At 71.7% G+C, this 12,600-nt stretch carries 9 protein-coding genes; all 9 read right to left on the bottom strand.

From position 1 onward, the window contains the following. Entirely contained in the window at nucleotides 1-807 is an 807-nt protein-coding gene (locus D452_RS28855) for a bifunctional ornithine acetyltransferase/N-acetylglutamate synthase (protein ID WP_017546601.1), read from the bottom strand. 13 nt (nucleotides 808-820) lie between these two features. Further along, a complete protein-coding gene (gene argC, locus D452_RS0123555) occupies nucleotides 821-1,849 on the bottom strand; it encodes an N-acetyl-gamma-glutamyl-phosphate reductase (protein ID WP_017546600.1) in 1,029 nt (342 codons plus the stop codon). 137 nt (nucleotides 1,850-1,986) lie between these two features. Next, nucleotides 1,987-3,405 (bottom strand): NAD(P)/FAD-dependent oxidoreductase, encoded by a 1,419-nt coding sequence (locus tag D452_RS0123550; protein ID WP_110051562.1) that lies wholly within the window; start codon nucleotides 3,403-3,405, stop codon nucleotides 1,987-1,989. Between the two features lie 195 nt (nucleotides 3,406-3,600). Further along, on the bottom strand, nucleotides 3,601-4,113 hold the full coding sequence (locus D452_RS0123545) for a MarR family winged helix-turn-helix transcriptional regulator (protein ID WP_017546598.1): 513 nt from the start codon (nucleotides 4,111-4,113) through the stop codon (nucleotides 3,601-3,603). A gap of 210 nt (nucleotides 4,114-4,323) precedes the next feature. Then, complete coding sequence (locus tag D452_RS0123540) at nucleotides 4,324-5,550, bottom strand: aminotransferase family protein (RefSeq protein ID WP_017546597.1); 1,227 nt, start codon at nucleotides 5,548-5,550, stop codon at nucleotides 4,324-4,326. Between the two features lie 503 nt (nucleotides 5,551-6,053). Further along, complete coding sequence (pheT, locus tag D452_RS0123535; protein ID WP_017546596.1) at nucleotides 6,054-8,543, bottom strand: phenylalanine--tRNA ligase subunit beta; 2,490 nt, start codon at nucleotides 8,541-8,543, stop codon at nucleotides 6,054-6,056. Next, nucleotides 8,543-9,661, bottom strand: a complete 1,119-nt coding sequence (gene pheS, locus D452_RS0123530; RefSeq protein WP_017546595.1) for a phenylalanine--tRNA ligase subunit alpha — start codon at nucleotides 9,659-9,661, stop codon at nucleotides 8,543-8,545. Before pheS ends, pheT begins: the two co-directional genes overlap by 1 nt. A 186-nt stretch (nucleotides 9,662-9,847) precedes the next feature. Continuing rightward, nucleotides 9,848-11,080 carry a sensor histidine kinase gene (locus tag D452_RS0123525; protein WP_026129620.1) on the bottom strand — a complete coding sequence of 411 codons (1,233 nt, stop codon included), beginning with the start codon at nucleotides 11,078-11,080 and terminating at the stop codon, nucleotides 9,848-9,850. A gap of 666 nt (nucleotides 11,081-11,746) precedes the next feature. Beyond that, a complete protein-coding gene (locus D452_RS0123520; RefSeq protein WP_017546593.1) occupies nucleotides 11,747-12,595 on the bottom strand; it encodes a TrmH family RNA methyltransferase in 849 nt (282 codons plus the stop codon). Nucleotides 12,596-12,600 lie beyond the last annotated feature (5 nt).

Raw genomic sequence — 12,600 nt, 5'->3', positions numbered from 1 at the left:
TCACTGGTGGGCCTGCCTGTCCTCGGGGGCGCCGGGTTCGGCGGTGACGGATGCGGGTGCGTCCGCCGCGATCTGGGCGGCGAGTTCCTCGCAGACCCCGGTGAGCAGGAGGGCGATCTCCGACTCGTCGGGGGTGGCCGGGGCGGCGCCGCTGGCGAGCAACAGGACGGTGTCGTTGGTGCCGGTCAGCGGGGCAAGGGCCGAGGCGGCCGCGTCGGCGACCAGGCGCTGGCACTGTTCGGGGCTGAGGGCGGCGTCGGTGGTCAGGACGCACAGCGCCGAGCCGACGGAGGCGTCGGGCCCCTTGGCCATGCCGCCGACGGTGACTCCCCCGCCGCGCCGGAAGGCGAACTTGGCCACGGTGTCGTCGGTGCGGATGGCGTCGGCGGCGGAGAGGCCGCCGCCCCGGGCCGCCTGGGCGAGCGCGTCCGTCACTGCGGTGTTGAGGGGGGCTGCCGGTGGGACGGCCCCGATCTCACCGGCGGAGCAGAGCGCGATCTCGGCCGCGGAGTCGGCCAGCAGGCCGGCGGTGTGCTCGGCCTCGGCGTGGGCGGTCTGGAAACCGAGCGGACCGGTGGCGGCGTTGGCGCTGCCCGCGTTGAGGACGACCGCGCGGACGCGGCCGCCCGAGACGACCTGCCTGGTCCACAGGACGGGTGCGGCGGGCTCGGGGTGGTCGGTGAAGACGGCCCCGGCCGCGCGTGAGGGACCGTCGTTGACGACGACGGCGACGTCTCGGGCGTGTTCCCCGCCCGAGCCGGCGGTGACACCGGCGGCGCGGAACCCCTGGGGTGCGGTGACGCTCATGTCGGCCCCTTCCCTAGGGCGCGACCGCGGCGAGCGGGAGGCCGGTGGTCTCGGGCAGGCCCAGGGCGAGGTTCGTGCTCTGGACCGCTCCGCCGGCGGTGCCCTTGGTGAGGTTGTCCAGGGCGGCGACGGCGACCATACGACCCGCGTCGGGGTCCACGGTGACCTGCACGAGCGTGGTGTTGGCGGCGAGGGTCATGGCGGTGTTGGGCCAGGTCCCCTCGGGGAGCAGGTGGACGAAGGGCTCGTCGGCGTAGGTGGTCTCGTAGGCGGCGCGGACCTGGTCGGCGGTGACCCCGGGCTTGAGGGGCGCGGTGCAGGTGGCGAGGATGCCTCGGGGCAGGGGTGCCAGGACCGGGGTGAAGGAGAGCCGGACCGGTTCGCCGCTGACCGAGGTGAGGTTCTGGATGATCTCCGGGTTGTGCCGGTGGGCGCCGCCGACCCCGTAGGGGCTCAGGGCTCCCATGATCTCGCTGCTGACCAGGTTGGGCTTGGGTGCCTTGCCCGCGCCGGAGGTGCCGGTGACGGCGACGACGGTGAGGTCGGTCTCGACGAGCTGTTGGGCCAGGCTGGGGAAGAGGCCGAGGGTGGCGACCGTGACGTGGCAGCCGGGGACGGCGATCCGGCGGGCGCCGGTCAGGCGGTCGCGCTGTCCGGGCAGCTCGGGAAGGCCGTAGGGCCAGGTCCCCGCGTGGGGGGTGCCGTAGAAGCGTTCCCAGGCGGCGGCGTCGTCGAGTCGGAAGTCGGCTCCGCAGTCAACGACGAGGACGTCGTCGCCGAGCTGTTGGGCGATGTCGGCGGACTGGCCGTGCGGAAGGGCGAGGAAGACGACGTCGTGGCCGCGCAGTTCCTCGACGGTGGTGGGCACGAGTGTGCGGTCGGCGAGCGGCAGCAGGTGGGGCTGGTGCTGGATCAGGGGGGTCCCGGCGTTGCTGCCCGCGGTGAGGGCGCCGATCTCGATGTCGGGGTGTCCCAGGAGCAGACGCAGCAGCTCGCCTCCGGCGTAGCCGCTGGCTCCGGCGATGGCCGCTGTGTATCCCATGGTGAGACCCTCTCTTCTCGCTTGGACTGAACCATCATGCATGCCAGTGTAATTTTATGCAACTGGTGACGGTCGAAGCGGGGGGTGTATCAGGAGGGTGGGGTGGACACCGCGGGCGCGACCGGAGGGGGCTCGGGTCAGTTGCCGGGCATGCGGGTGGCCAGATCGGCCAGGCGGGAGGTGTGGCCCCCCTCGGTCCGGGACTCGCGGCGGTCCGCGGTGCGGTACAGCCCGCGCACGACCTGGGTCCCCATCCAGCGCAGGGGCTCGGGCTCCCAGCCGCGCACCTCGTGACCGACCCACGGCAGGCGGGTGAGGTCGGTGCTGCGCCCCAGGACCAGGTCGCGCAGGGTGCGTCCGGCGAGGTTGCTCGTGGAGACCCCGCTGCTGGAGTAGCCGCCCGCCCAGCCCAGCCCGGACTCGGCGTCCAGGTTCACCGTCGGCGACCAGTCCCGGGGCACACCGAGCACACCGGACCAGGCGTGCTCGATCGGGGCGTCCGCGACGTCGGGGAACATGCCGGTCAGCGACCGCCACAGCTCCGCGATGGCCTGCGGGGCCGTCGCGCCCTCGTTGTCCTCCGAAGCGCCGAGGCGGTGGGGCGCGCCCCGGCCGCCGATGGCGATGCGGTCGTCGGCGGTGCGCTGGGCGTAGACGTAGGAGTGAGCGGAGTCGCGCAGGAGCTCACGGCCCTCCCAACCGATGCGTTCCCACAGGTCGGCGGGGATCGGCTCGGTGACGATCATCGAGGAGTACATGGGGCGCCACCGGCGGCGCTGCCCGCGCAGGGTGGAGGTGAAGCCCTCGGTGGCCCGCAGTACGTGGTCGGCGCGGACGGTGCCGTGCTCGGTGACCACGGACGGGCGCTCGGAGCCCTGCCGGGGTCGGATCTCCGTCACCGGGGTGTCCTCGAAGATCTCCACGCCCAGGGCCTCGACCGCTCGGGCCAGGCCGGTGACCAGTCTGGCCGGTTGGACGCGGGCGGCGTGCGGCGAGTAGGCCGCCGCGACGGCGCCCTCGACCGCGATCGGGGGCGCGTGGTCCGGGTCCACCATGTGGATGTCGTCCGGCCAGTACCCCCAGTCCTGGAGGTAGTCGATGTGGGCCTGGAGGCGTTCGCGCTGGGCGGCGTTGCTGGCGACCACGCGCATGCCGCCCTTGACGACGTCCGCCTCGATCCCCTCGGCCTCGGCGACCGAGACGACCTCGTCCACGGTGTTCATCAGCGCGCGCTGGAGGGCGATCATGGCGGGCTTGCCATGTGACCGTGCGTAGTCCTCCTGGGATCCGGAGAACTCGGCGGACAGCCACCCTCCGTTACGCCCCGAGGCCCCGAACCCGGCGAACTCCCGCTCGACGACGCAGACGCGCAGGTCGGGCTGGTCCTTCTTGAGGTAGTAGGCGGCCCACAGGCCCGTGTAACCGGCTCCGACCACGCAGACGTCGTAGTCGGCGTCTCCGGGGAGCGGGGCTCTGCGCTCCGGCAGACCGTCCTCGCGGAACCAGAAGGAGACACCGCCGTTGGCGAAGCGAGAGGACCGGGGAATGGGCCTCATCTGGGCAGCAGTGGTGAACAGCCTCATCATTCCCCCCGGAACCTCAGTGCTCCCGACCCACCCCGCGTTGGGCCCCCGAACTCTGGCCAACCTACATGGGAACGAACGCGGATGGGATGTTTTCTGCACATTCACGTGGATCGCCACGCCACTGAGTGGGAATTCGACTACGCAGAGTCCTCATTCGGGCTCGCGTCAGCCGCGGGCACTGTCACGGAGCGTACGCGCGATGGCGGCGAGTTGTCGAACCCCCGCCTCGCCGAGCGGTGCGAGCACGTGCTCCCTGAGGCGTTCGACGTGCCTCACCCGCGCGGCGACGATGAACTCCAACCCCTCCTCGGTGAGGGTGGCGTAGACGACCCGGCGGTCGCTCGCACAGTTGTGTCGTTCCAGGTAGCCCTCCTTCTCCAGGCGGTCGGCCAGCTTGGTGAAGCCACCCGTGCTGAGGCTGACCTCGCGCGCCAGGCGGCTCATCGGCAGCTGGTGCCCCGGGGTGCGCTGAAGGCGGATGAGGACCTCGAACCACGGCCCGGCCATGTCCTTGCCGTCCGGAGTGATCCCGTGCAGGAGGCGCGGCTGGATCGCGTTCATCGCCTCGTGCACCAGCCCCCAGGCCGTGATCAGATCGTCGTCGCTGGATCCGGACTCCCGCGGCTCGACGGTGTCCGCACCGTCCCGCTCCTCCGTGGTGTCGCTCTGTGCCGTCATGGACCGCTCCCTGCCGTGTGCACGGGGGGCCTCGTCCATACGCACCCCCGAAGAAGTATCTTCCCAGTAAATATTACTGCACGATACCAGTACCTGACAGAGGTTTCCTGGGAAAATAATCAACCCACCGGCGTCCCGCACCGGTGGGTTCCTCGGGTCCTGCTGTGGGTCCTTCTTCCGGGGAGCCCGGAATGACCGGGCTCCCCCTCGTCAGTGTCGGGCCATGACGGCGTCCAGGGCCGCCGACAGGGTGGACGTCAGGTGCTCCACCTGCTCCCAGGTGATGACCAGGGGCGGCGAGACCAGCAGCGCCTTCGGGACCGGACGGACGATGACGCCCCGCGTGCGGGCCTCGGCGAAGACCTCCGCCGTGGTGATCCCGCGCTCGGTGAGGGCCTCCTCGGTGAGCTCCACCGCCCCCATCACCCCCATCCCGGAACGGACCTCGGCCACCAGCGGGTGGTCGGCCAGCCCGCGCAGCGCGGAGTCCAGGTGGGTCTCCACCTCACGGGAGACCGTGAACAGGTCCTCGCGCTCCAGGATGTCGAGGTTGGCCATGGCCGCCGCGCAGGCCGACGGGTGCCCGGCGTAGGTGGTTCCGTGCAGGAACGGGTTGCCCTCCTCGTTCCAGAAGGGATCGGCCACGCGACCGTTGACCACGACCCCGCCCAGCGGCAGGGATCCGCTGGAGACGCCCTTGGCGAAGACGATCATGTCCGGGCTCACCCCGAACCGCTCGATCCCGAACCAGTTCCCCATACGCGCGAAGCCGCAGATCACGCTGTCCACGACGAAGAGGACACCGTACTTGCGACAGATCCGCGCCACGTCGGCGAAGTAGTTCTCCGGAGGCAGGAAGACCCCGCCCGCCCCGATCACCGGCTCGGCGAAGAAGGCGGCCACCCGGTCCGCCCCCACCCGCAGGATCTCGGCCTCCAGAGCGGCGGCGGAGTCGTGCGGGACCACCGAGGTGTCCTCGACGAGCTTCCCGTAGCCGGAACGGAAACGCTCCATGCCGATGATGCTCGTACCGAAACCGTTGAGGCCGTGGTAGCCCCCGGTCCGGCTGATCAGGTGCTGCCGCTCCGGCTGGCCCTGCGTGGTCCAGTAGGCCCGTGCCAGCTTGGCGGCGGTGTCGATCGACTCCCCTCCCCCGCAGGTGAGGATGATGCGCGGGTCATCGACAGGGGCGTGGGCGGCGAGGCGCTCACTCAGCTCCATCGCGGGTACGTTGGCGAAGTCCCCGTAGACGGTGTAGGCGTCCAGGGTGCTCATCTGTCGGTGGACCGCGTCCGCGATCTCAGCGCGACCGTGACCGACGTTGGAGTACCAGAGACTGGCGGTGCCGTCGAGGTAGCGGTCACCGAACCGGTCCCAGAGCCACACGCCCTCGGCGCGGGCCACGACGAACTCCGGGCCCTTGGCCACGGTGTTCATATCACAGAAGGTATGCCAGAGGCGGCTGGGCTCCCGGTGTTCCTTGGGAGCGAGCGCGGACGAGACAACCGTTTCGGTCATATGGCGACCTCCGAGCCGTGACATGCGCGAGAACGCGCAGCGGAAAACGGATCTGACCCCTTCCTGGGCGCCCAGGTCGTGGCAGGTACTCGCAGGCTAAGTTCTCAAGCCGCTCCACAGCAAGAGCCAAAACGAGCTTTCATGCCCCGAAACCCAAACTTCATTCCGGCTACCCCCGGCGCCTCGCACTAAAACCCTTACTACGCTGGAAAGACGTGGCCGCAATTTCCTTGAAATCCAAACCCTGCGACCGAACGTTTCACAGCGTGCGGCGCACTCGGGGCATTCCTTCCCACGGTGTCCGGACCCGCTCCCCCTGTCGTAACACAGAAGGGCGGGGCGGGTCCTCCTCCTGAGGGAGTACCCGCCCCGCCCTTCCCCCGCGACCCCGTGTCGTCCGTCCGGGCCGGAGCCGACCGGGATCAGCCGCGTAGGACCGCGCCGGTGCGCTCGGTGGCCAGGGCGACGGCGGCGTCACGCGCGGCCCCCGCCTCCTCGGCCGTCAGCGTCCGGTCCTCGGCCCGGAACCGCAGCGCGAAGGCCACGGACCGGCGGCCCTCGCCGACCTGCTCACCGGTGTAGACGTCGAACAACCGCACGCTCTCCAGAAGGGGGCCCGCCCCCTCGGCCAGCGCCTCGCTGATCCGGCCGACCGGCACCGAGGCGTCGACGACCAGGGCCACGTCCTGGGTGGCCACCGGGTAGGTCGACACCGTCGGCGCGGGCGAGTCCGTGCGGGCCCGCTCGACACCGTCGAGGTCGATCTCCGTCGCGGAGGTGCGCTCCGGCAGGCCGAACGCCTGGACGACCCGCGGGTGCAGTTCACCGGCGTGGCCGACGAGCACGCGCTCGCCCTCGACCCGCACGTACAGGGCGGCGCAGCGACCGGGGTGCCACGGCGCGCGGGCGTCGGCCTCGATCTCCAGGTCGACCCCGGCGACGCGCGCGACGTCCCGGGCGGCCTGGATCGCGTCGGCCCAGGTGGCCGCGCGTCCCTCGCCCCACCAGCCGGCGCGCTCGGCGTCACCGGTGATGACCACGCCCACGCGGCGCGGCTGCTCGGGCAGGGCGGCGTCGACGAGCGCGAGCTCCTCGGCGCTCGGACCACGGTCCACCGGCAGGATCGGCGCGCGGGTGGCGCCGGGAACCGGCAGGTACACCAGACCGGTCTCGAACAGCGCGACGTCGGTGAGGCCCCGTCCCACGTTGCGGGCGAGCGCCTTGAACAGCCCCGGCAGGAGGGTGGTCCGCAGCAGCGGCTCCTCCTCGCTGAGCGGGTTGGCCAGGCGCAGGCTGGCGCGGCGCGGGTCGTCGGCGGCCAACTGGAGTCCGTCGAGGTCGCGCTCGGCGGTGAACGGGTAGGACAGCACCTCGTTGTAGCCGGTGTCGGCCAGGACCCGGCCGACCGCCCGGCGCAGGCGCTGGCTGGAGGTCAGACCACGTCCCGAGCCGCTGGGCCGGATCGAGGGGATGTTCTCGTACCCCTCGAAGCGGATGATCTCCTCGGCGAGGTCGTTGGGGTCGGTGATGTCGGGTCGCCAGGTGGGCGGGGTGACCCGCAGCAGGTCCCCGTCCGTCTCGACAGCGCAGCCCACGGCGCGCAGCCACCGCTCGCTGGTGCCCTCGGGGTAGTCGACGCCGGCCACGCCCGACGCGTGGGAGGCCCGGATGACGATGGGCTCACGCGGGGTGCTCTCGTCGACCACCGTGTAGGCGGTCTCGACCGTGGCACCGCCGAGCTCGGCCAGCAGCTCCACCGCTCGGGTGGCGGCGACCAGCTGTCCGGCGGCGTCGATGCCGCGTTCGAAGCGGCGGGAGGCCTCCGAGGAGAGCTGGTGCCGCCGGGAGGCGCGCGCGATGCTCATGGCGTCGAAGTGAGCGGCCTCGACCAGGACGTTGGCGGAGTCCGGGCCGATCTCGGTGTCGAGCCCGCCCATCACACCGGCGACGGCCTGGGCGCCCGAGTCGTCGGCGATGACGATGTCGTCGGAGTCGAGGGAGCGCTGGACGTGGTCCAGGGTCTCCAGCTTCTCCCCCGCCGCGGCCTGGCGGACCCGGATCGCGCCGTTGACACGGTCACGGTCCCAGGCGTGTAGCGGCTGGCCGAGTTCGAGCATCACGTAGTTGGTGACGTCCACGGCCAGGGAGACGGGGCGGACCCCGCTCTGGTGCAGGCGGCGCTTCATCCACAGCGGGGTGGGTGCCTGCGGGTCGAAGCCGGTGGCGCCGCGCAGCACGAGGCGGTCGCAGCGCGCGGGGTCCTCGACCGAACCCGGGTGGCCGGGGCCCGTGGCCCCGGCGACGGTGACGTCGGCGGGATCGTGCAGGGCGACCCCGTACAGCGCGGCGACGTCACGGGCCACGCCGCGCAGGGACAGCGCGTACCCGCGGTCCGGGGTGACGGCGATGTCGAGGACGTCCTCGCGCAGGCCGAGCGCGGCGATGGCGTCGGCGCCGATCTCGGCGAAGCCCTCGGGCAGCACGACGATGCCCTCGTGGTCCTCCCACAGGCCGAGTTCGGTCGCCGAGCAGATCATGCCCGCCGACATCTTCCCGTAGGTCTTGCGGGCACCGATCCGGAAGCCGCCGGGCAGTTCCGCTCCGGGCAGGGACACCACGACGAGGTCGCCCTCGGAGAAGTTGCGGGCGCCGCAGACGATCTCCTGCGGCTCGCCGGTGCCGTTGGCCGAGCCGACGTCCACCCTGCAGTAGCGGATGGGCTTCTTGAAGCCGGTGAGCTCCTCGATCTCCAGCACGCGGCCGAAGACGACGGGGCCGGTCAGGTCGGAGCCGAGCTCGTCGACGGTCTCGACCTCCAGCCCGGCCAGCGTCAGCTGGGAGGCGAGGTCACGGGCGGAGACGTCGGCCGGAAGCTCGACGTACTCACGCAGCCAGGTCAGGGGGACGCGCATCAGTTCTCACTCCCGAACGCCGAGGTGAAGCGGATGTCGCCCTCGACCATGTCGTGCATGTCGCGCACACCGTGCGCGAACATCAGTGTCCGTTCGATTCCCAGGCCGAAGGCCCAGCCGCTGTAGACCTCGGGGTCCACCCCGGCGGCGGTGAGCACGCGCGGGTTGACCACGCCGCAGCCGCCGATCTCGATCCAGCCCTCGCTGGAGCAGGTGCGGCAGGGCCGGTCGGGGTCGCCCACGGAGGCGCCCCGGCAGACGAAGCACTCGATGTCCACCTCGGCGGAGGGCTCGGTGAAGGGGAAGTAGGACGCGCGGAACCGGGTCCGAAGGCCCTCACCGAAGACGGACTCCACGAACGCGTCGATGGCGCCGCGCAGGTGCGCCAGGGTGATCCCCTTGTCGACGACCAGGCCCTCCAGCTGGTGGAAGACCGGGCTGTGCGTGGCGTCCAGCTCGTCGGTGCGGAAGGTCTTGCCGGGCGCGACCACGTACACGGGCAGCTCCCGCGAGAGCAGCGCGCGGATCTGGACCGGGGAGGTGTGCGTGCGCATGACCAGGCCCGACTCGCCGCCGTCGGGACCCTCGACGAAGAAGGTGTCCTGCATGCTCCGGGCCGGGTGGTCGGGCTGGAAGTTGAGGGCGTCGAAGTTGAACCACTCCGCCTCGACCTCGGGGCCCTCCGCGACCTCGAAGCCCATGCCGACGAAGACGTCGGTCATGCGCTCGGCCACGGTGGTCAGAGGGTGACGGGCCCCACGGGGCGTGCGGTCCCAGGGCAGGGTGACGTCGACGCGCTCCTCGACGAGGACGCGCTCGTCGCGCTCGGTCTCCAACACGGCCTGACGGGCCTTGAGGGCCTGCCCGACGTCGCGTCGGGCGCCACCGACACGCTTGCCCGCATCGGCCTTGGCGGCCGGGGGAAGGGCGCCGATCTCCCGGTTGGCCAGGGCCAGCGGGGAGCGGTCGGAGGCGTGCGCGAGCCGGACCTCCTTGAGTTCGGCGAGGTCGGCGGCGGCCTCGATGGCGGCCAGCGCCTCCTCGCGCATGCGGGCGACCTCGTCGGGGTGCAGGGAGGTCACCTCGACCGGGTCGAAGGAATTGTTCGGTGCAGACATGGTTGGTTGCCTCGCCGTCACCGGTCCTCCACGGAAGCGGGGACCGGCGCGGCAGTCACGGTCCGCACGGGGGCGGACGAAGCCGACAGGAAAAGCACAGGCGGTTTCGGGCAGCCCGGGAAGGTTTCCGTCGCGGGGTCCGGGACATGCCACGTGCGCCCACCGGGGGGCCGAAGGTCTGAGGGCTCAGACGAACTCGGGCGTCCCGGCGGGCACGGTAAATCGGAACTCGGCGCCGCCGTTGGGGGCGCGTCCGACGGTGATCGTGCCGCCGTGGGCCTCGACGAGGCCCTTGACGATGAACAGTCCGAGGCCGGTTCCGCCACGGCGCTTCCCGCGCCAGAACTGACGGAAGACGCGCGGAACGGTCTCGGGTGCTATGCCCTGGCCTTCGTCGCGCACCGACACCGCTGCTCCTCCTTCACACGGCTCGATCACGACACTGACAGTACCAGCGCCGTGCCGCACCCCGTTTTCCACGAGGTTGGAGAGGATCTGTTCCACCTTGTCGGAGTCCAGCCACATCTGCGGGAGTTCACCGCGGGCCTCGACCCGGAAGCGCTCCTCGGCGTACCCGGAGGCGACCCGGCTGGCGACCAGTCGGCGCACGGCGGCGGGCAGGTCGACGACCTGGCGGCGAACCTCCAGGCGGCCGGACTCGATGCGGGAGACGTCCAGGAGGTCGTGGATGAGCCGGGTGACACGGTCGGCGTCGGCGTTGACGGTCTCCAGCATGAACAGCTTCTGCTTGTCGGTGAGCCGTTCCCACTTGTTGAGCAGGGTGGAGGTGAAGCCCTTCACGCTGGTGAGCGGGGAGCGCAGCTCGTGCGCGACCTCGGAGACGAGGTCGGCGCGGGAGCGTTCGGACCGGGCGGAGGCGTCCCTGAGGGTGAGGACCAGGCGGACGAGGTCCCCCCCGGGCCGGGCCCGCACGTAGCGGGCGGAGACGAGGATCTCGCGTTCGTCGGGCAGGCAGAGCATGCGCTCGGGCTGACGGGTGCGTTCGCGGTCGCCGCCGTAGGGGTCGCTGGACTCCCACCAGTTGTGGCCGTCGAGACCCTTCAGGGGCAGGGCGGCGCGGAAGTCGCGGCCGATGGCGGAGGCGGTGGGAACGCCGGTCAGCTGCGCGGCGAGGGTGTTGAAGAGGACGACTCTCCCCCCGGCGTCGGCGACGACCACTCCGTCGGGCAGGTCGTCGGCGTGCAGTGGCGGAGCGTCGGCCGCCGAGGCGGTCTCGACCTCCCACAGGGCGGACGCGGCACCGCGGCGACGCACGCCACGGGGATCCGCTCCGGCGCTCTCCCGCTCTGCGGGGGCGTCGGTGGTGTGTCCTTGCCCTGGGACGGGGTCCTTTGAGGGTCGCGCCGCCGCACCGTCAGAGTCCTCCGCCGGTTGGCCCACGTGTCGGCCGCTGCCCACGCCTCTCCCCGCTCCCCTCCGAAGGTCCGCGACCACAGGACTCCTGGGTCGGGATCGCTGACCGGTCGTGCCCGTGGCTGAACTCCCCGGACACCACCGCAGATCTACCCTGCACTCCCACCTGGTACGCCTGATGACCCGGGATACGGCGTCACCCGGAACCCGGGAGACGGCCACCGGTCCGTCGCCGTCCGTCCGAGGCGGACGGACACGCGTCGGCCCACGGGCCCGCTCGCCGAGGCGTTCGGGCTCCGGTGCTCACGCCCTGTCGTCAAGCCTGCCGTGTCGTGGCGGACACACGCACCGTCCCACCCGTGACAGGGGTCGGGCGGGGGTGGACAAGCGGAAGCGCGTGAACCACCGTCGTACTGGCCCGACCCTATCGACACTCGAACCCCGTGCACGTGCATTTCGGGTGGTTGAGGAGACCTGTTACCGAGCGTGTACACCGCCCGGCACTCCATGCCGGGTCAGCCACCCAATGGTGACGGGGAGTGACGATCGGGCGTGGTTCCGCCACGCCGGAGAGCGTGCTGAACGCGTCCGGGGCGACGCCGCCGAAGCCGCGTCGAGACGCCCTGAAGAACCCTCAGAACCGGGGCCGGATCCAACCTTTCGGCCCCGCCGTAGACCGGGGGGCCGTTCTGCCGGACCCGCTCGGGCGGTTCAGGCGCGGCGCTGCTGGCGGGCGGTCGTGTACAGGCAGACCGCCGCGGCCGTGGCCAGGTTCAGGCTCTCGGCCCCGCCGTAGATCGGGACGCTGACCGCGCCGTCCGTCAGCTGGACGATCTCCTCCGGAAGGCCCCAGGCCTCGTTGCCGAAGACCCAGCCGACCGGGCCGTCCAGGTCGCCGTCGTCGGCGAGCTGGTGCAGGTCGCGGTCGCCGCTGCCGTCCGCCGCCCAGGCCTTGGCTCCGGCTCCGTGCAGGAAGTCCACCGCCCGGGCCACCGGTACCCCCACCACCACGGGCAGGTGGAACAGGCTTCCGGCGGAGGCCCGCACGCACTTACCGTTGTAGGGGTCCACCGAGGCGTCGGTGAAGATGACGACGTCGGCTCCGGCCGCGTCGGCGGTGCGCAGGACCGTACCGGCGTTGCCGGGATCGCGCACGTGGGAGAGGACGACGGCGAGCCGCGCGTCGGAGACGCTCTCCAAGGGGACGTCGACGAACTCGCAGACCGCGATGACCCCCTGCGGGGTGATGGTCTGCGCCAGTTCGGACATCACGTCGAGACTGACCCGGTGGGTGGGCACGCCCGCTGTGTGGGCGGCGTCCATCAGGTCGATGTGGCGTTGCATGGCCTCCGCCGTGGCGTAGACCTCGACGACACCGTGGGCGGTCCCGTTGTAGGGGGACCGCCCGTCGCCGCCGTTGACGGCGGCCAGGGCCTCCCGTACAGCCTGCGGCCCCTCCGCGAGGAAGCGCCGCTCGCGCTGACGGAAGGTGCGCTTGGCGAGCCGCCGAACCCCCTTGATCCTGGGTGACCGGACACTCGTGAACTCGTGGCTCGCCATCGCTA

The sequence above is a fragment of the Nocardiopsis prasina DSM 43845 genome, from assembly GCF_000341265.1.
Lineage (GTDB): Bacteria > Actinomycetota > Actinomycetes > Streptosporangiales > Streptosporangiaceae > Nocardiopsis > Nocardiopsis prasina.
Note: the sequence above shows the minus strand (reverse complement) of the source record. Positions and strands in the feature narration are given on the sequence as shown.

Coding starts and splice junctions, on each gene's coding strand:
- D452_RS0123520 (WP_017546593.1), bottom strand. CDS start 12,595: ATGGCGAGCCACGAGTTCACGAGTGTCCGGTCACCCAGGATCAAGGGG.
- D452_RS0123540 (WP_017546597.1), bottom strand. CDS start 5,550: ATGAACACCGTGGCCAAGGGCCCGGAGTTCGTCGTGGCCCGCGCCGAG.
- D452_RS0123545 (WP_017546598.1), bottom strand. CDS start 4,113: ATGACGGCACAGAGCGACACCACGGAGGAGCGGGACGGTGCGGACACC.
- pheS (WP_017546595.1), bottom strand. CDS start 9,661: ATGTCTGCACCGAACAATTCCTTCGACCCGGTCGAGGTGACCTCCCTG.
- pheT (WP_017546596.1), bottom strand. CDS start 8,543: ATGCGCGTCCCCCTGACCTGGCTGCGTGAGTACGTCGAGCTTCCGGCC.
- argC (WP_017546600.1), bottom strand. CDS start 1,849: ATGGGATACACAGCGGCCATCGCCGGAGCCAGCGGCTACGCCGGAGGC.
- D452_RS0123550 (WP_110051562.1), bottom strand. CDS start 3,405: ATGAGGCCCATTCCCCGGTCCTCTCGCTTCGCCAACGGCGGTGTCTCC.
- D452_RS28855 (WP_017546601.1), bottom strand. CDS start 807: ATGAGCGTCACCGCACCCCAGGGGTTCCGCGCCGCCGGTGTCACCGCC.